This is a genomic window from Streptomyces goshikiensis, from assembly GCF_014650555.1.
Classification (GTDB): Bacteria; Actinomycetota; Actinomycetes; order Streptomycetales; family Streptomycetaceae; genus Streptomyces; species Streptomyces goshikiensis.
Map to the genome: position 1 here is coordinate 352,721 of NZ_BMVE01000006.1, position 17,734 is coordinate 370,454.

Sequence of the window (17,734 nt, forward strand, 5' to 3'; positions counted from 1 at the left end):
ATACGCATGACGTTTCTGATCACCGGTGGCGCTGGCTACATCGGCGCGCACGTCGTCCGCGCGATGCTGATCGCGGGTGAGAAGGTGGTCGTCCTGGACGACCTGTCCACGGGCAACGAGGACCGGGTGCCGGAGGACGTCCCGCTCGTGATCGGGTCGGTCCTGGACCGCCTGGTCGTGGAGAAGACCCTCCGGGAACACAAGATCACCGGCGTGGTGCACCTCGCGGGCAAGAAGCAGGTCGGCGAGTCCGTCGAGAGGCCGACGTACTACTACCACGAGAACGTGGAGGGCCTTCAGGTCCTGCTCGGCGAGGTCGCGGCCGCGGGGATCCGCAACTTCCTCTTCTCCTCCTCGGCCTCCGTCTACGGCATGCCCGACGTGGACTCGGTCACCGAGACGACCCCCTGCGCGCCGCTCAGCCCGTACGGCGAGACCAAGCTGGCCGGCGAGTGGCTGGTCCGCGCCGCCGGCAAGGCGCACGGCATCTCCACCGCCTGCCTGCGCTACTTCAACGTGGCGGGCGCCGCGACCCCCGAGCTCGCCGACACCGGCGTGTTCAACCTGGTCCCGATGGTCTTCGAGCGCTACGACGCGGGCCAGGGCGCCCGGATCTTCGGCGACGACTACCCGACCCCGGACGGCACCTGCATCCGCGACTACATCCACGTCGAGGACCTCGCCGACGCCCACGTGGTCGCGGCCCGCAAGCTCGCCGAGTGGGGCGCGCAGGGCGAGTACAAGGACCTCACCGTGAACATCGGCCGCGGCGAGGGCGTCTCCGTCAAGGAGATGGTCGAGCTCCTGGGCGCCCACACCGGGCACACCCACGCCCCGGTGATCACCCCGCGCCGCCCCGGTGACCCGGCGAAGGTGGTGGCCTCGGCCGACAAGATCGCCGCCGAGCTGGGCTGGAAGGCCCGGCACGACGTCGCCGAGATGATCACCTCGGCCTGGGCCGGCTGGGAGGCCAACCGCAAGGGCGTCCTCCAGCACGCCGAGCGCTGAGCACCGGGCGGGCCGGCACGGCTTCCGCGCCCGTACGAGAGCGCCCGCCCCGGAAGGTGATCCGGGGCGGGCGCTCTCGCGTTGCCGTACGGCTACGGCGTCAGCGCTCCAGGAACGCCATCAGGGCTTCCCAGCGGTCGGTGATCTCCGCGCTGGAGTAGCGCCGCACCCGGCGGAACCCGGTGTCGCCGAGCCGGTCGCGCAGCCCGCGGTCCGACATCAGCGCGTCCAGGTGCGCGGCCAGCTCCATCGTGTTGCCGAGCCGGGCCAGCAGCCCGTCCTCCCCGTGCGTGACGATCTCCCGCACGCCGGGCGCGCAGTCGAACGCGGCCACGGCGAGGCCCGCGGCCATCGCCTCCAGCAGCGTGATCGGGAACCCCTCGGCCCGCGAGGCCTGCGCGAACACCGAGGCCTCGCGCAGCGCGCCCAGCACGTCGTCCGTACTGCCCCTCCACTCCACCGAGTCGCTCAGCCCGAGCGAGGCGCAGTGCGCCCGCAGCACCGGCTCCTCCGCGCCCGCCCCGTAGATCCGCAGGACCCAGTCCGGGTGCCGGGGAGCGACGTCCGCCCAGGCGTCGAGCAGCAGGTCCAGCCCCTTCTCGAAGGACAGCCGGCCGATGCTCGCCACCACCTTCCCGGTGCGCGGGGCGGGGGAGTCCGGCATGAACGGCAGCGGGTTCGGCATGCTGGCGACGTTCTCCATGCCGGCCCGGATCCACAGGTCCGCGTCCTCCTCCGTCAGCACCAGCAGCCGGTCCACCTCCCGGTAGTGGCGCCGGACCCGCGCCGCGCGCGAGGACTTGTGGCTGGCCTCGTACGACTCGTGGCTCATCCCGATGACGGTGAGCCCCTTGGTGTCGGCGAGCGCCACCCACTCCATCGCCCACACCTGCGTGACGATCACGACCGCCCCCGGCCGGGCCGCCCGGAACAGTTCGCTCAGCTTCTCCGCCCGCGCGCGCATCCCGGCGCGCCGCGATGCCTGGCGGCGGCGCTCGGGCGCGTTGAGCCGGCCCTTGATCCCGTGCAGCGCGCGGGCCTGCGGCGGGTGGGCGTCGTACAGGGTCGTCGTCCCGTACGGCAGCTCCTGCGGCAGCCGCTGCCGCAGCTCCTCGGCCACCGGCGTGATCCCGATGACCTGCACCCGGTGCCCGCGCTCGCTGAACAGCCGCGCCATCTGGTGCGACCAGGTGGTCACGCCGCCGAGTTCGTCCACGCTGTTCGAGACGAGGAAGATGTCACGGCCGCCGGGCGCGCCGCCGCTCTGCTGGCTCACTTGCCGCTCCTGGTGAAGAACTTCGCGACGATCTGGCGGGCCGCGTCCCCGCGGTCGTACTCGCCGAACTCGGTCAGGAAACGCTGCCGCGCCTCCGCGTACTTCGCGTCCGCCTCGTCGAAGGCGGCGAGCGCCTGGAGGAGTTCGTCCGCCGTGGCCACCACCGGGCCGGGCGCCTTCTCCTTCAGGTCGAAGTAGGTGCCTCGGATGTCGGTCGCGTACCTCTCGTAGTCGTACGCGAAGAACAGCATCGGCCGGTCCAGCACCGCGTAGTCGAACATCACGGACGAGTAGTCGGTGATCAGGGCGTCGGCGAGCGCCAGCAGCGGGGTGATGTCGTGGTAGCGCGACACGTCGATCACCCGGCCCGCGACCGACGGCGGCAGCGACACGCTGTTGAGGTAGTGGGTGCGCACCAGCAGCGTGAAGCGGTCGCCGAGCCGGTCGGCGAACTCCTCCACGTCGAAGGGGAACTCGAAGCCCTCCACCGCCCCGTCCGCGCCGGCCCGGAACGTCGGCGCGTACAGCAGCACCCTCTTGTCCGGATCGATGTCCAGCTCGGTGGCGAGCGGCCCGCGCACCCGCTCCCCGCTCTGCGCCTCCTCCCGCTGCGCCGCGACCAGGGCGTCGTTGCGCGGGTAGCCGGTGCGCAGCAGCACCTCGTCCCGCAGCCGGAACGCCTTGGCGAGGGTGCGTGCGTCGTGCTCGGAGCGGATCAGGAAGTGGTCGAAGCGGTCCACGGCCGCCTGGAAGCGGGCCTGGCCCTCCTTGCCCTGGGCCTTGGTGCGGGGCTCGTGGAAGCCCATCCGCTTGAGCGCGGAGCCGTGCCAGGTCTGGATGTACGTGGTTCCCGGGCGCTTGGCGAGGGCGAGCGGGAAGCCCTGGTTGTCGACCCAGTACTCGGCCCGGGCCAGCGCCCGCAGGTAAGGCCAGCTCCAGCGCTTGACGAGGGTGGCCTCCGGGGGGAAGCCGGTGGGCCGGGCGCCGGCGTACGACCAGATCGCCTCGAACGGGGCGCCCTGGCGGACCAGTTCCTCGTAGATGGCCTTCGGGCTGTCGCTGTACTGCTTGCCCATGTGGCTCTCGAAGACGACCGTGCCCTTGCGGACGGGCAATTTCGAGAAGACCTCGTGGTAGACCTTCACCTTCTGTTCACCCGAGCCGAGGTTCCTGCGGGCCTTCAGCGCCCGGCGCAGGCTCCGCTTGACGACGCCCGCGGTCCTGCCGTGCATCGCGCTGTCGATCAGCGTCCGGGTGCGGACGGCGGCGGCGCCCTGGGCCGTCAGGACGTACGAGAGGTTGCCCTTGCGGGTCATCTCCGGCGCGAAGCGGTCGGAGACCAGCCGGGTCAGCCGGGGGCGCACGCGCAGGCGGGCCGCGTTCTCCAGGTCGACCCCGCCGACCGAGACGCGGGTGGTGATCCGGTCGCGGCCGGCCGTCAACTTCAGGCGGACGTCCCAGACGGCGTCGATGATGCCGAGGGGGCGCACGGTGCTCCCGATGTCGGCCGTCGCAGTCCACTCGATCGAGTCACCCGCGTGGCGCACGGTTGCCACCGGGAAGCTGAAGGAACGGACGCCGATCTGCCGGCGGGCCCGGAATTCCAGCGAGGCCTTGAGACCCGCCCCCGGCGCGATGCGCCCGAGCGGGTTCACGACGGCGCCGCTGAGGGTGATCGTGCCGCGCCCGTCGTCCGCGTAGGAGGTGAGGCGGTTGCCGAGCCGGAGCGCGGAGACCGGGGTGGTGTGGAACCCCTGGTCGGTGACGTCCAGTATCCGGCGGCCCTCGGCGTCGTCGAGGTGCTCGGCGCACCAGTAGACGCGGCCGTCGCGCTCGGCGAGCGGCGAGGACAGGCGGCCCTTGTTGGCCATGGCGTCGGCGGCGGGGAGCAGGTTGTCCCAGTCCTCCTTGCCCAGCAGGTAGGCGCAGATCGCCTGGAGGTGGTTGACGTTCTCGTAGGCGGCCGGGTCGATGCCGGCCAGGTAGCCGTTCGCCAGCCGGGCGAACTCGCGGCGGTAGGCGTCGCTGAGGAGGGGCAGGTCACGCAGGTGCAGCACCAGGTCGTGCTTGAGGAACTTGGTGTCCTTGGCCGTCTTGAGGGCGGTGTGGCCGTTGGCGGCCAGCAGTTCGTCGACGCGCCGGTGGATCTCCATCCGGTGGACGAAGTTCGCGATCTCGTGGCGCCGATTGCTGATCGACTTCGACGAGGCCTTCTCGACCACGTTCCAGAAGTAGACGTGGTTCGGGATCAGCGTGATCCGGCGGGCGGCGACATACGCCTGCGCCGAGAACAGCAGGTCCTCGTAGTGGATACCGACCGGGAATTCGAGCCCCTGTTCCAACAGGAATGCGCGCCGATAGCACTTATTCGTCGAAAGGGTGTCGTAAACCAGCAGGTCGGGGTACTCGGTGATGGATTCGAGCGTACGCGTGCGCGAATAGATCCAGGGGTACCACTCGGTGGTCCTGTGCCACCGGTCGTCGAGGTGCACGCGCACGCACATGCCCGAGACGAGATCGGAGCCGGTCCGCTCCGCCGCGGCCAGCATGTTCCGGCAGGCGTTGCGCTCCAGTACGTCGTCACTGTCCAGGAACATGACGTACGTGCCGGTCGCCTGCCGGATGCCGTGATTGCGCGGGGCGCCGCAGCCGCCGCTGTTCTCCGGGAGCCGGAACGCGCGCACCCGCCCGGGGTGCGCGGCCTCCAGCCCCTGGGCGACCGCGTACGACCCGTCCTGGCTGTAGTCGTCGACGATCACCACCTCGACGCCGCGCAGGGTCTGGTCCAAAACCGACTGGACGGCTGCCGTCAGGCGCTCTGCGTCGTTGTAGACGATGACGACCACGGAGACGTCAGGCACGTGCACCTCGAATCCCTTTGTTTCATTCCTCTTAACCCGTCAAAGCTACCGTGCGCCGCAGACGACCCGGGAAGCCCGAACCTCGCCGTGCCTACTTCCAATGAAGGGGTGAGTTCCGGGTCTGGTCGCCGACAATCACCCGTTCGGACCCAGCAGGATGTGTCATGACGAAGCTGTCTGTAGTCGTCCCTTGCTACAACGAAGAAGCCGTCATTGAAAGTTTCGATGTCGAGATTCGAAAGGTTCTGGACGCGCTCCCGGTCGACTACGAGGTCTGCTACGTCGACGACGGCAGCCGCGACGGAACCCTGGAGAAGCTCCGCAGGATCGCTGCGGAGTACCGGGACCAGACCCGGTACGTCTCCTTCAGCCGCAACTTCGGCAAGGAGGCGGGCATGCTCGCCGGCCTGCGCGAGGCCACCGGCGACGCCGTAGTGATCATGGACGCGGACCTCCAGCACCCGCCGGAGCTCATCGCCACCATGCTGGAGTACTACCGGCAGGGCCACGACCAGATCATCGCCCGGCGCACCCGCGAGGGTGACAAGAAACTCCGCACCGCGCTCAGCCGGCTCTACTACCGGGGCATCAACCGCTGGGTCGACGTGGAGCTGACCGACGGCGTGGGGGACTTCCGGCTGCTGTCCCGGCCCGCCGTGGACGCCCTGCTGTCGCTGCCCGAGTACAACCGCTTCTCCAAGGGCCTGTTCTCCTGGATCGGCTTCGACACCGTCCACTTCGACTACCGCAACGCCCAGCGCGGCGCGGGCGAGACGAAGTGGAAGTTCGGCTCCCTGCTCAACTACGGCATGGACGGCCTGATCTCCTTCAACAACAGACCCCTGCGCATCGCCATCTGGCTCGGCGTGTCGCTGGTCGGGCTGACCGGGCTGTACGCGCTGTGGATCACCGTCATGGCGATGACCAACGGGGTCGACTCGCCGGGATATGTCACGCTCGTGGCCATCATCACCGGCCTCGGAGGCGTCCAAATGATCATGCTGGGCCTGATCGGCGAGTACATCGGACGCATCTACTACGAGACCAAGCGCCGCCCCCACTTCCTCGTCAAGGAAGCCCACGGCGCGAACCCGGCCCCCGGCGGGTCCGGGGCGGCGGCACTCCCGGCGGAGGCCGCCACCGACCCGATGATCGCGGAGCGCTTCCGCCGATGACGAAGGACCGCAAGGACCACAAGGACCGCAGGGACCAGCTCGGCCAGGTCCTGCGCTTCGCCCTCGTCGGCGGGGTGAACACCGGCACGTTCTTCGGCATCTACCTGCTCCTGCACCCGTGGATGCCGTACTTCGCCGCGTACACCCTCGCCTTCCTGCTGTCGATGGTCGGCTCGTTCTTCATGAACACGTACTTCACCTACCGCACCCGGCCGACCTGGAAGAAGTTCCTGCTCTTCCCGCTGACGAACATCACCAACTACGTGATCCAGTCGGTCGGCCTCTACGCCCTGGTGACCTGGGCCGGGATGGACACCCGGATCGCGCCGCTCGTCGCGGCCGTCGTGGCCATCCCGTTCACCTTCCTGCTGTCCCGGAAGATCCTCGTCCCCGGCGCCCGCGCCCGGAACGGGGAACCGGAGCAGGCCCCCACGTCGTCCACGGTCTGAAACCGCAGGGCGCCGCCGGCGAGCCACCCCGTAGATTGGGCGGGCAGCAATCGGCGCAGGCGAGGGGCAAGGGGACAGACGTGTCAGCGGCTAGGCAAGGTGTCGTGGACGCCCGCAGGATCGTGGTCAAGGTCGGCTCCTCATCCCTGACCACGGCGGCCGGCGGGCTCGACGCGGACCGGGTGGACGCTCTGGTCGACGTACTGGCCAAGGCCCGCAGCGGCGGCGAGAAGGAGATCGTCCTGGTCTCCAGCGGAGCCATCGCCGCGGGCCTCTCCCCGCTCGGCCTGCGCCGCCGCCCCACGGACCTCGCCCGGCAGCAGGCCGCCGCCAGCGTCGGACAGGGCCTGCTCGTCGCCCGCTACACCGCCTCCTTCGCCCGCTACGGGGTCCGCGTCGGCCAGGTGCTGCTCACCACCGACGACACCAGCCGCCGCGCGCACTACCGCAACGCCTACCGGACCCTGGACCAGCTGCTGGCGATGGGCGCGCTGCCCGTCGTCAACGAGAACGACACCGTCGCCACGGACGAGATCCGCTTCGGCGACAACGACCGGCTGGCGGCGCTGGTGGCCCACCTCGTCCGCGCCGACCTGCTCGTCCTGCTGTCGGATGTGGACGGCCTCTACGACGGCGACCCGTCCCAGCCCGGCACCACCCGCATCGACGAGGTGCACGGCCCCGAGGACATCGCCCACGTCTCCATCGGCAGCGCCGGCAAGGCGGGCGTCGGCACCGGCGGCATGGTCACCAAGGTCGAGGCGGCGCGGATCGCGGCGGCCGCCGGCATCCCGGTGGTCCTCACCTCCGCCAGCCAGGCCGCCGACGCCCTGGCCGGGCGGGCGACGGGCACGCTGTTCCACGCCACCGGGCGCCGCTCGGCGGACCGGCTGCTGTGGCTCCAGCACGCGTCCACCCCCCAGGGGCACCTCGTACTCGACGACGGCGCCGTCCGCGCCGTCACCGAGCGCGGCAGCTCGCTGCTGGCCGCCGGCATCGCGGCGGTCGAGGGCGACTTCGTCGCCGGCGACCCGGTCGAACTGCGCTCCGCCGCCGGCCACGCCGTCGCCCGGGGCCTGGTCAACTTCGACGCCAAGGAGCTCCCGCAGCTGCTGGGCCGCTCCACCCGCGACCTCGCGCGGGAACTCGGACCCGCGTACGAGCGGGAGGTCGTCCACCGTGACGATCTGGTCCTGCTGCAGGGCTGAGGTTCGGCAAAACCGCCGCGCGGTGGCCGTGGGACTGGTCAACTGTGTGGGGCGGACACGCGTAGCGCAGACAGGAGGCGGCTGGTGGGACGAGCGCTGACCAGCGTCGGCACCGGGGACGGTGACGGCGGCGGAGGCGGGGAAGAGCACGACGCCACCCGCCTCTGGCACGTCACCCTGAGCGTCTCCGGCAAGCCGGCGCCGCTGTCCGAGGTGCGGCGCGGGCTGGAGCAGCTCGCGTACGACCACCCCTTCCTGCTGACCAGTCGCTACGCGGACGACCACGCGGAGATCCGGTACTGGGAGGAGGCCCGCGACCTGCACGACGCGGCCGCCGTCGCCCTGCGCCTGTGGGGCGAGCACCGCTCGTCGGCGAAGCTCCCGCCGTGGGAGATCGTCGGCCTGGAGGTCATCGACCGCGCCACCTACCACCAACGCGTGGCCGAGGGCTACGGCCCGCCCCCGGCGCACCCGGTGGGCGTGCACCCGTACTAGCCCCGCCGGGCCATGTAGGCCCGTCCGGCGCCTGAGGACCGGGTCCGGGCGGAGCCCGGGATACCGAGAAGGGGCGGGGCGGGAAGAGAAGCCCGCGCGGCGGCGGGCGGAGCCGTCTCGCGGGGTGGAAGGCCATCGGCGGGGGCCGGGCCGGGGCTTACCCTGGCCGCATGACCTCGCTCGATGCCACGACCTCGCCCGTCCTCGCCACCGCACACCGCGCCCGCACGGCCGCCGCCGCCATCGCCCCACTCCCGCGGTCCGCCAAGGACACGGCGCTGCTGGCCATCGCGGACGCCCTGGAGGCCCGTACGGCCGAGATCGTCGCCGCCAACGCCGTCGACACCGACAAGGCCCGCGCGGCCGGCACCAGCGAGACCGTCATCGACCGCCTCACCCTCACCCCCGAGCGCGTCGCGGCCATCGCCTCCGACGTCCGCGACGTCGTCGCCCTCCCCGACCCCGTCGGCGAGGTCGTCCGCGGCTCGACCCTCCCCAACGGCATCGACCTCCGCCAGATCCGCGTCCCGCTCGGCGTCGTCGGCATCATCTACGAGGCCCGCCCCAACGTCACCGTCGACGCCGCCGCCCTCTGCCTCAAGTCCGGCAACGCGGTCCTGCTGCGCGGCAGCTCCTCCGCCTACGCCTCCAACGCGGCGCTCGTCGAGATCCTCCGCGACGCCATCGAATCCGCCGGCATCCCCGCCGACGCGATCCAGCTCGTCCCCGGCGAGTCCCGCGACTCCGTCCGAGAGCTGATGCGCGCCCGCGGCCTCGTCGACGTCCTGATCCCGCGCGGCGGCGCCTCCCTCATCAAGACCGTCGTCGAGGAGTCCACCGTTCCGGTCATCGAGACCGGTACCGGAAACTGCCACGTCTACGTGGACGCACAGGCCGACCTCGACATGGCCGTGGACATCCTCGTCAACTCCAAGGCCCAGCGGCCCTCCGTCTGCAACTCCGCCGAGACGCTCCTCGTCCACCGCGACATCGCCGACGCTTTCCTGCCGCGCGCCCTCGACGCCCTCGCCGACGCCGGCGTCACCGTCCACGGCGACGCCCGCGTCCTCGCGGCCGCCGAGCACACCAAGGCCACCGCGCTGCCCGCCACCGACGAGGACTGGGCCGCCGAGTACCTCTCGTACGACATCGCCGCCGCCGTCGTGGACTCCCTCGACGACGCCGTCACCCACATCCGGCGCTGGACCTCCGGCCACACCGAGGCGATCGTCACCACCTCGCAGGCCGCGGCGCGCCGGTTCACCCAACTGGTCGACTCGACCACGGTCGCCGTGAACGCCTCCACCCGGTTCACCGACGGTGGCCAGTTCGGCTTCGGCGCCGAGATCGGAATCTCCACGCAGAAGCTGCACGCCCGCGGCCCGATGGGCCTTCCGGAGCTCACCTCCACCAAGTACATCGTCACCGGCGACGGTCACATCCGGTAGCCGGAACCCGAACAACGTGTGGCCGGATTCGGCCCACACCCTGCCCAAAGCAGCCCCCCAGGTCTAGGCTGGCCCTGTGCCGGACGACGTGGGGGGCAAGCCGTTCCCGGACGACGGGGAGCCCAACGACGACCGCGGAGGCGCGGAAGAGGACTTCGCCTCCGTGGTGTTCGACGAGGACTTCGTCCGGAACGCCGAGATCCATGAACCGAGCGCCGCAGAGCGCCAGCGGGCCGCCGACCGGGCGCGCGCGGAAGCGGAAGCCGCCCGCGCCGTCGCCGGAGGCTGGCCGGGAGACGAGGACCACGACCCCTACGGGTACGGGTACGGCCTCGACGACCGCGGCTGGGACCAGGAACCGGGCCACCTCGGCCCCGACGGCCCGTACGGGGCCTACGGCGGCAGCCTGCGCCCCTACCGGGGCCGCTCCCCGTGGCTGCGCCCCGTCGCCTGGGTGCTCGCCTGCGTGATGGGCCTCGGCATGGTCGCGCTCGCCTTCAGCGCCGTCTACCGCAGCGCCTCGGGGTCCGCGGAACCCGCACCGGCGCCCGCCAGTACTCCGCTCGGGGAAGTCACCGGGGCAGGAGCGTTTACCTACCCCGCAGTCCGCCAACCCTGAAGGTAACGACCCCACTCGCATACGCCGGAGCCGGGGGCTTCTCTGAAGCGGGGACAGCGGGGAGAAGCGATGGCCGTTCCAGGAGACCCACCCAACGGCACCCCCGAGAACATCGGAGGGGGTGACGACGAATTCCGCCCGGACGAGTACCGGTCGATCGTGTTCGACGAGGACTTCGTCCGCGCTGCCCGGATCCAGGAGTACTCCGCCCAGGAACGCATGGGCGAGCACGCCCGGGCCGTACGCAGCCGCTCGATCTGGTCGGGCGCGGGCTCCGGCGGCTCCCGCTCGGCAAGCCCCGGGCGGGGCGCCCGCCAGGGCATGCTGCTCGTACTGCTCATCGCCACCGCCTTCGCCGTGGCCGTCTACATGGGCCTGCGCAACCCGTACGTGCCCGTGCCCGGAGGCGGCGCCGAACCGCTCGCCAGCACCGTCGTCCCGCTCGCGCCGGCCGCCGTCGTACCCGGCGGGAAGCCCGCCGAGCTGTACGCGAAGAGCCCCGCCGCCCAGTACCGCGTCGGGGCGGCCGGGATCACCATGCCCGCGGTGCGCCGCACCCAGCACTTCACCGACGGGCAGGTCGGCGCCGCGCTGTCCATCGCCAAGGACTACCTGGTGCAGTCCTCGCTCGACCCGGACGTGCTGTCCGGCGCCGCCACCCGGCCGGTGCGGGTACTGCTCGACCCCGACCAGCTGGCCCAGTTCGACCGCAGCATGACCTCGCCCTCGGGCGACGGGCGGTACGCCGCGACGGGCTGGCTCGTCCGCTTCGACCCCGCGACCACCGTCCTGGCCGACTCCCGCGTCCGGGTGAGCGGCACCCTGGGCTACGAGGAAGTGGCCCCCGACGTCCTCCAGGTGACCAGCGACCACACCTTCGTGTACGCGGTCCGGCCCGCCTCCGTGACCGGAGTCGCCGCCGACGGCGCCTCGCTCTTCACCGTCCGCCGCGAGCTGCGGCTGCGCTTCGACCGGGAGGACCTCACGGCCCGCCGCGCGGAGCTGGCCTCGGCCTATGTGATGGCCGGGCCGCAGGACTGCTCCGCCGACCCGGCGGCCGGCTTCCGCCCGCTCACCGCGGGCACCGGCCCCACCACCGTCGGCCCGGCCGCGAGCGACCCGTACGCCAGCGGCCACCCCCGGCGCGCGGCCGGTCTGTGCGGAGTCCTCGCGACGCCGCCGCCCGAGACCGAGCCCGTCAGCCCTGCCCCGTAGCGGCTCCGCCCTTGCCCTCGGCGCCGCCGGCGCCCCCGGACCCGGCGGCCCCGGTGAACTTGTCGCGGAGCTTGCCGCCCACGTCCGCCGCGCCGCCCGCGATGTCGCCGACCAGCTTGAACAGCGGGTCCTTGCTGCTGCGCACCGCGTCCGCGTAGTGCGAGGCCGACTCCCGGAAGGAGTCCGACACCGAGGCGTCCTTGTCGTCCTCGCGCCGCGGGTAGTGGCCGTCCATGATCCGCTGGTAGTCCCGGCTCTGCGACCACTTGTTCAGCTCGGCCGCCCGGACCGTGGTGAAGGGGTGCGTACGCGGCAGCACATTGAGGATCTTCAGCACGGAATCGCGCAGGTCACCGCTCTTCTCGTACTCGTCGGCCTGGGCCAGGAAGGCGTCCACGTTCATCTCGTGGAGGTGGTTGCCGCCCGCCATCTTCATCAGCCCCCGCATCGAGGCCGTCACGTCCTGCCCCACCAGCAGCCCGGCCCGGTCCGCGGACAGCTCCGACTTGCGGAACCACTCCCGCAGCGCGGTGACGATCGCGGTGATCGCCACATTGCCCAGCGGGATCCACGCCACCCGCAGCGCGAGGTTCGTCAGGAACAGCAGGACCGTGCGGTACACGGAGTGCCCCGACAGCGCGTGGCCCACCTCGTGGCCCACGACCGCCCGCATCTCCTCCTCGTCGAGCAGCTCGACCAGGCCCGTCGTCACCACGATGATCGGCTCGTCCAGCCCGATGCACATGGCGTTCGGCTTCGGGTCCTGCTGGACGTACATCTGCGGGACCTTCTCCAGGTCCAGGATGTAACAGGCGTCCCGCAGCATCGTGTGCAGGTGCGCGAACTGGGTCTCGCCCACCCGCACCGAGTCCGACAGGAACAGTAGCCGCAGGCTCCGCTCCGGCAGCAGCCCGCTCAGGGCCTTGAACACCGTGTCGAACCCGCTCAGCTTGCGCAGCGCCACCAGCGCCGAGCGGTCCGCCGGATGCTCGTACGCCCGCGAGGAGATACCGGGGAACCTCCTGCGATCCCGCGCCGGTGCCTTCTCGAATCCCGTGTCCGTCATTGCGCCCTCCCCCTAGATCAGCCTGCTTCGCGTGCGTCTATCCTCTCCAACGCCTGAGTCGGCGTGAGCGTGCCCCGGGCCCCCGCATACGATGTGAGCGAAGTCTCCGCCCGCTCCCCGACTCGATAGGTATCAGCCTGATGAGCCTCTCCTCCACCGCCCACAACCTGGTCGTCCTCGCCTCGGAGGGGGCCGAGCAGCACGGCGGCAACCACGACAGCCTCAGCCCGTACCTGACCGGCGGCGGCGCGTTCTTCATCCTGATCTTCATGCTGTGGGTGACCACGCGCCTGAACCGCGACCGCTAGAGCGCGTCGCGCACGCTCGATCCGAGGGTCCGGGCCGCCCCGCCGGGCCAGTAGGCTCTGCGCTCATGGGAGAGCAGGAAGTGCCTACCGGCCCGGTCAAGCGCCGGCTCGGAGTGATGGGCGGGACGTTCGATCCGATCCACCACGGACACCTGGTGGCCGCCAGTGAGGTGGCCGCCCTTTTCCACCTCGACGAGGTGGTGTTCGTACCGACCGGCGAGCCGTGGCAGAAGTCCCAGGGGGCCGTGTCGCCCGCCGAGGACCGCTACCTCATGACGGTCATCGCCACGGCCTCGAACCCCCAGTTCTCGGTGAGCCGCATCGACATCGACCGCGGCGGCCCGACGTACACGATCGACACCCTGCGGGACCTGAGCGCCCTCAACGCAGACGCCGACCTGTTCTTCATCACCGGCGCCGATGCCCTCGCTCAGATCCTGACCTGGCGAAACGCCGACGAGCTCTTCTCGCTCGCCCACTTCATCGGCGTCACCCGCCCCGGCCACCTGCTCACCGACGACGGACTGCCCGAGGGCGGCGTCTCGCTGGTCGAGGTGCCCGCGCTGGCGATCTCGTCGACGGACTGCCGCGAGCGGGTGGCCAACGCGGACCCCGTCTGGTATCTGGTGCCGGACGGCGTCGTGCGTTACATCGACAAGCGTGAGCTGTACCGGGGAGCCTGAGCTTCCGGAGAGAGGGGTCCCGCGGTGAACGACCGACAGCAGCCGTACGACCCGTACGCCGCCCAGGAGCAGCAGCTCATCGGCTACGACGCGTACGGGCGACCGGTGTACGGCCAGGTGCCCGCGCAGTCCGCCGCCCAGGCCCAGGCCCCGCAGCAGTACGAGCAGACGTACGAACAGCAGTACGGGTACGACTACCAGGGCTACGACCAGCAGCAGCCGGCCGCCCAGGACTACCCCCAGCCGGCCGCCGACCCGGGCTACGGATACGGCTACGAGGGCCAGCAGGCCCCGCAGACCCAGCAGGCACAGCAGTGGATCCCGCAGCAGATGGCCCCCGAGCCCCAGGCGGCCGAACCGGCCCCGGCCCCGGAACCGGCACCGGCGCCCCGGCAGGCCGCACAGGTCCCGGAACCGCGCCGGGCCGCCGACGCCGGGCCGGACGGCGACTACCGCACCGAGCAGTTCGCGTTCATCGACCAGCCCGACGAGGAATCCGAAGACGTCATCGACTGGCTCGCCTTCACCGAGAGCCGGACCGAACGCCGTGAGGAGGCCCGCCGCCGCGGCCGCAACCGCGTGGTGGCGCTGATCGTCGTCCTCGCCCTGTTCGTCGTCGGCGGCGCCGGCTACCTCTGGTACGCGGGCAAGCTGCCGTTCCTCGACGGCCCGGGCAGCAAGAAGGGCGCCGCGGCCGCCGGCGGGGCGCAGAAGCGCGACATGATCGTCGTCCACCTGCACAACACCAAGAAGGGCGGCACCTCCACGGCGCTGCTCGTCGACAACGTCACCACGAAGCAGGGCGCCACCGTCCTGCTCCCGAACACCCTCACCGTCCCGCGGCAGGACGGCACCGGCCTGGCCCTCGGCAAGGCGGTCGAGGAGGGCGGCATCGGCACCAGCGAGTCCCTCGACACCGTGCTCGGCACCGACATCGGCGGCACCTGGCGGCTGGACACCCCCTTCCTGGAGCGCCTCGTCGAGCTGGTCGGCGGCATCGACGTCGACACCGACGCCGCGGTCCCGGCCGACGACAAGGCCAAGACCCCGGCCGTGGCCCAGGGCAAGAAGCAGCACCTCAGCGGGGCGATGGCCGTCGCGTACGCCACGTACCGCGCCCAGGGCGAGCCGGAGGCCAAGCAGCTCCAGCGAACGGGCGGCGTGCTGTACGCGGTCCTGCGCAAGATCCCCGGCGACCCCAAGGCGGCGGCCGTGACCGTCGAGAGCATGGGCCAGATCCTGGACCCCGCGCTGAATGCCCAGACCCTCGGCGCCATGCTGTCCAGGATCGGCGAGCACGCGAAGGTCGGCGACTACCGCACCGAGCTGCTCGCCGTGAAGGCGGACGGCTCCCTCACCGACGAGGCCAACAAGACGGTCGTCAAGGAGATCCTCGGCGGCAACTTCACGGCCGCGCAGAGCGCCGCGTCCCCCCGGGTCGGGCTCAGGGACGCCACCGGCGACGACAAGACGCAGGTCACGGCGAAGGCGGCGCTGCTGAACGGCGGCTACACCTTCGTGGACGGCGGCAAGGCCGACAAGACCCAGGCCGCCTCGCAGATCACCTACCAGGACGACGCGCAGCGGGAGCGGGCGGTCGAGGTCGCCAAGACGCTCGGGCTGGCCGAGACGGCCGTGAAGAAGGGCGAGAACGCCGTGAACGCGGACGTCGTGGTGACCCTGGGCAAGGACTACAAACCGTCCTGACCAGGCATAGGGCTGGATCGCCGCCCGCGCGGGACCTTCCGCGCGGGCGGCGATGGCGGTACATGAGACCCTTGTAAGGATCTGCCCGCCAACCCGAAAGCATGGCCAGTGACCGCCACGGACCGCTCCATCGAGCTCATCACCGCCGCCGCCCAGGCCGCGGCCGACCGGCTCGCGCACGACATCATCGCGTACGACGTCAGCGACGTGCTGTCGATCACCGACGCCTTCCTGCTCGCCTCGGCCCCCAACGACCGCCAGGTCAAGTCGATCGTGGACGAGATCGAGGAGCGCCTGCTCAAGGAGCTCGGCGCCAAGCCGGTGCGCCGCGAGGGCGACCGCGACGCCCGCTGGATCCTCCTCGACTACATCGACATCGTCGTGCACGTGCAGCACAGCGAGGAGCGGGTCTTCTACGCGCTGGAGCGCCTGTGGAAGGACTGCCCCGAGATCGACCTGCCCGAGGACGCCAAGCTCACCAAGGGCAAGGCCGAGGAGCACGCCAAGCTGCGTGAGGCACAGGGCGACGACGAACTGGACGGTGATCTGTTCTGAGCGCGCCGAGCACCGGCACGACCGCCGGGACCGAGGGGGACGGCCGGACCGGCCGGAAGATCGTCCTTTGGCGGCACGGCCAGACCTCGTGGAACCTGGAGCGCCGCTTCCAGGGCTCCACGGACATCGAGCTGACCGAGACGGGTGTGGCGCAGGCGCGCCGCGCCGCCCGGCTGCTCGCCTCGCTGAAGCCGGACGCCATCGTGGCCTCCGACCTCCAGCGGGCCGCCGCGACGGCCGCCGAGCTGGCCGCGGTCACGGGCCTGCCCGTGGAGCACGACGAGGCGCTGCGCGAGACGTACGCCGGTGAGTGGCAGGGCCTCACGCACGACGAGATCCTCGGGAAGTACGGCGAGCAGTACGCGGCGTGGAAGCGCGGCGAGCCCGTGCGCCGCGGCGGCGGCGAGCTGGAGACCGAAGTCGCCGACCGGGCCGCGCCGGTGGTGCTGGCGCACGCCGACCGGCTGCCGGCCGGCGGGACGCTCGTCGTGGTCAGCCACGGCGGCACCATCCGTACGACCATCGGCAGGCTGCTCGGACTGGAGTCCTCCTACTGGGAGGGCCTGGGCGGGCTCTCCAACTGCTGCTGGTCCGTCCTCGGCGAGGGCGCGCGCGGCTGGCGCCTGATGGAGCACAACGCCGGCACGCTGCCGGAGCCCGTCCTCGGCGACGACGACTGAGGCCTCTCGCGAGGCCTCCGGCGGCGCCGGGCCGGGGCTCCCACCCGGATTTCACTTTCCGGCTGGTCGCAGGCTAGAGTTCTTCTTGTTCGCAGCGCAGAACACCGGAAACGGGGGGAGCGCGGCGGAGAGCGGGGCTATAGCTCAGTTGGTAGAGCGCCTGCATGGCATGCAGGAGGTCAGGAGTTCAATTCTCCTTAGCTCCACAATCAGGATCCCGTCCCCAACAGGGGGCGGGATCCTTGCGTTTGTTCCTTTTGTGCTGGCTGACCCGCCCCGTAACGTCATGGCAGAATCGGACGGCCGGAGGGGGACACGACGGCCCGACGCGGGAGGGAGTCGCTGACGGATGGGTGCACACCGGCGGCGGTGCGACTGGTGCAACAACGGCACGCCGATCGTGCGGGACATGGACCCGGTCAACCCCGACTACCAGTACTGGTGCGAGGAATGCGCGCGGGCGCTGATCATAAAAGGCGACCCGATCGAGACGTACCGTGAGCTGGAAGGGGAGCCGATCTATGGGCGGCTGCTCGACGAGCACTGCACGCTCAAGCGGTTCTATCAGTTCGCGAGAGCGTGACAACTTGTCTCAAATCGGACATGGTCTCTGGTCGGCGGAAACCGATTTTTGGACCAGGGCCATGACCGTGTAATGTTTGGGATGTCGCCAAGGGGAACCGGCAAGGGAAACCGAAGCGGCAAGCACAACAAGGGGCTATAGCTCAGTTGGTAGAGCGCCTGCATGGCATGCAGGAGGTCAGGAGTTCAATTCTCCTTAGCTCCACAGTGAAGAAGCGGGCCACCCGGATCGGATGGCCCGCTTCTCGTTGTGTCCCGCTTCCGCCGTGTCCTGCTTCCGCTTCCGCTGTGTCCCGTGTCGACGGGTGGAACGGCCGAGCGTCGGAAGGGGCCGCTGCGGTACCCTGACGCCATGCGTGCCGTACGCCTTCTGCTTACCGAGCCGCGCTGATCAGCGCC

Annotated in this window: 17 protein-coding genes and 2 tRNA genes; 16 read left to right on the forward strand and 3 right to left on the reverse strand. The window is 71.0% G+C overall.

Annotated elements, in window-relative coordinates; all coding sequences use genetic code 11:
* Positions 1–6 precede the first annotated feature (6 nt).
* Positions 7–1,008: a UDP-glucose 4-epimerase GalE gene (gene galE / locus IE248_RS20275; protein ID WP_190031321.1), complete on the forward strand. Its 1,002-nt coding sequence runs from the start codon at positions 7–9 to the stop codon at positions 1,006–1,008.
* A 100-nt stretch (positions 1,009–1,108) separates the two neighbouring features.
* Here galE and IE248_RS20280 read toward each other — a convergent pair whose 3' ends face one another.
* Positions 1,109–2,284: a glycosyltransferase gene (locus IE248_RS20280; protein WP_008738924.1), complete on the reverse strand. Its 1,176-nt coding sequence runs from the start codon at positions 2,282–2,284 to the stop codon at positions 1,109–1,111.
* On the reverse strand, positions 2,281–5,151 hold the full coding sequence (locus IE248_RS20285; RefSeq protein ID WP_008738922.1) for a bifunctional glycosyltransferase/CDP-glycerol:glycerophosphate glycerophosphotransferase: 2,871 nt from the start codon (positions 5,149–5,151) through the stop codon (positions 2,281–2,283). Before IE248_RS20285 ends, IE248_RS20280 begins: the two co-directional genes overlap by 4 nt.
* A 158-nt stretch (positions 5,152–5,309) precedes the next feature.
* On the opposite strand from IE248_RS20285, the gene IE248_RS20290 reads away from it, so the two are divergent.
* The 7 genes from IE248_RS20290 (at position 5,310) to IE248_RS20320 (ending at position 11,754) form a co-directional block, all read left to right on the forward strand.
* Entirely contained in the window at positions 5,310–6,320 is a 1,011-nt protein-coding gene (locus tag IE248_RS20290) for a glycosyltransferase family 2 protein (protein ID WP_073799452.1), read from the forward strand.
* A complete protein-coding gene (locus tag IE248_RS20295) occupies positions 6,317–6,769 on the forward strand; it encodes a GtrA family protein (RefSeq protein ID WP_073799453.1) in 453 nt (150 codons plus the stop codon). Before IE248_RS20290 ends, IE248_RS20295 begins: the two co-directional genes overlap by 4 nt.
* 80 nt (positions 6,770–6,849) lie before the next feature.
* Positions 6,850–7,977 carry a glutamate 5-kinase gene (proB, locus tag IE248_RS20300; RefSeq protein ID WP_008738919.1) on the forward strand — a complete coding sequence of 376 codons (1,128 nt, stop codon included), beginning with the start codon at positions 6,850–6,852 and terminating at the stop codon, positions 7,975–7,977.
* A gap of 42 nt (positions 7,978–8,019) precedes the next feature.
* Positions 8,020–8,472, forward strand: a complete 453-nt coding sequence (locus IE248_RS20305; RefSeq protein ID WP_008738918.1) for a DUF8830 family protein — start codon at positions 8,020–8,022, stop codon at positions 8,470–8,472.
* Positions 8,473–8,642: 170 nt separating this feature from the next.
* Positions 8,643–9,920 carry a glutamate-5-semialdehyde dehydrogenase gene (locus tag IE248_RS20310; RefSeq protein ID WP_008738917.1) on the forward strand — a complete coding sequence of 426 codons (1,278 nt, stop codon included), beginning with the start codon at positions 8,643–8,645 and terminating at the stop codon, positions 9,918–9,920.
* Between the two features lie 76 nt (positions 9,921–9,996).
* Positions 9,997–10,539 (forward strand): SCO2584 family spore wall biosynthesis protein, encoded by a 543-nt coding sequence (locus IE248_RS20315; protein ID WP_073799456.1) that lies wholly within the window; start codon positions 9,997–9,999, stop codon positions 10,537–10,539.
* Between the two features lie 69 nt (positions 10,540–10,608).
* Positions 10,609–11,754 carry an SCO2583 family membrane protein gene (locus tag IE248_RS20320; protein WP_190031322.1) on the forward strand — a complete coding sequence of 382 codons (1,146 nt, stop codon included), beginning with the start codon at positions 10,609–10,611 and terminating at the stop codon, positions 11,752–11,754.
* On the opposite strand, the gene IE248_RS20325 is transcribed toward IE248_RS20320, so the two are convergent.
* On the reverse strand, positions 11,738–12,820 hold the full coding sequence (locus tag IE248_RS20325) for a M48 family metallopeptidase (protein ID WP_008738914.1): 1,083 nt from the start codon (positions 12,818–12,820) through the stop codon (positions 11,738–11,740). The genes IE248_RS20320 and IE248_RS20325 overlap by 17 nt on opposite strands.
* 140 nt (positions 12,821–12,960) lie before the next feature.
* On the opposite strand from IE248_RS20325, the gene IE248_RS20330 reads away from it, so the two are divergent.
* From IE248_RS20330 to IE248_RS20365, 8 genes are all read left to right on the forward strand, one after another.
* Positions 12,961–13,128, forward strand: a complete 168-nt coding sequence (locus tag IE248_RS20330) for a hypothetical protein (protein ID WP_008738913.1) — start codon at positions 12,961–12,963, stop codon at positions 13,126–13,128.
* Between the two features lie 65 nt (positions 13,129–13,193).
* On the forward strand, positions 13,194–13,811 hold the full coding sequence (nadD, locus tag IE248_RS20335) for a nicotinate-nucleotide adenylyltransferase (RefSeq protein WP_008738912.1): 618 nt from the start codon (positions 13,194–13,196) through the stop codon (positions 13,809–13,811).
* A gap of 24 nt (positions 13,812–13,835) precedes the next feature.
* Positions 13,836–15,518 (forward strand): LCP family protein, encoded by a 1,683-nt coding sequence (locus IE248_RS20340; RefSeq protein WP_190031323.1) that lies wholly within the window; start codon positions 13,836–13,838, stop codon positions 15,516–15,518.
* A 108-nt stretch (positions 15,519–15,626) separates the two neighbouring features.
* Positions 15,627–16,073: a ribosome silencing factor gene (rsfS, locus tag IE248_RS20345; protein WP_008738910.1), complete on the forward strand. Its 447-nt coding sequence runs from the start codon at positions 15,627–15,629 to the stop codon at positions 16,071–16,073.
* Positions 16,070–16,753, forward strand: coding sequence for a histidine phosphatase family protein (locus IE248_RS20350; RefSeq protein ID WP_008738909.1), 684 nt, complete (start codon positions 16,070–16,072; stop codon positions 16,751–16,753). Before rsfS ends, IE248_RS20350 begins: the two co-directional genes overlap by 4 nt.
* A gap of 133 nt (positions 16,754–16,886) precedes the next feature.
* Positions 16,887–16,959 (forward strand) — tRNA-Ala (locus IE248_RS20355).
* Positions 16,960–17,102: 143 nt separating this feature from the next.
* Entirely contained in the window at positions 17,103–17,336 is a 234-nt protein-coding gene (locus IE248_RS20360; protein ID WP_008738908.1) for a hypothetical protein, read from the forward strand.
* Between the two features lie 131 nt (positions 17,337–17,467).
* Positions 17,468–17,540 (forward strand) — tRNA-Ala (locus tag IE248_RS20365).
* Positions 17,541–17,734 lie beyond the last annotated feature (194 nt).

Bases quoted from the DNA above. Each gene is read 5' to 3' on its own strand.
- galE (WP_190031321.1), top strand. From the start codon at position 7: ATGACGTTTCTGATCACCGGTGGCGCTGGCTACATCGGCGCGCACGTC.
- IE248_RS20290 (WP_073799452.1), top strand. From the start codon at position 5,310: ATGACGAAGCTGTCTGTAGTCGTCCCTTGCTACAACGAAGAAGCCGTC.
- IE248_RS20295 (WP_073799453.1), top strand. From the start codon at position 6,317: ATGACGAAGGACCGCAAGGACCACAAGGACCGCAGGGACCAGCTCGGC.
- IE248_RS20310 (WP_008738917.1), top strand. From the start codon at position 8,643: ATGACCTCGCTCGATGCCACGACCTCGCCCGTCCTCGCCACCGCACAC.
- IE248_RS20320 (WP_190031322.1), top strand. From the start codon at position 10,609: ATGGCCGTTCCAGGAGACCCACCCAACGGCACCCCCGAGAACATCGGA.
- IE248_RS20325 (WP_008738914.1), bottom strand. From the start codon at position 12,820: ATGACGGACACGGGATTCGAGAAGGCACCGGCGCGGGATCGCAGGAGG.
- IE248_RS20330 (WP_008738913.1), top strand. From the start codon at position 12,961: ATGAGCCTCTCCTCCACCGCCCACAACCTGGTCGTCCTCGCCTCGGAG.
- nadD (WP_008738912.1), top strand. From the start codon at position 13,194: ATGGGAGAGCAGGAAGTGCCTACCGGCCCGGTCAAGCGCCGGCTCGGA.
- IE248_RS20360 (WP_008738908.1), top strand. From the start codon at position 17,103: ATGGGTGCACACCGGCGGCGGTGCGACTGGTGCAACAACGGCACGCCG.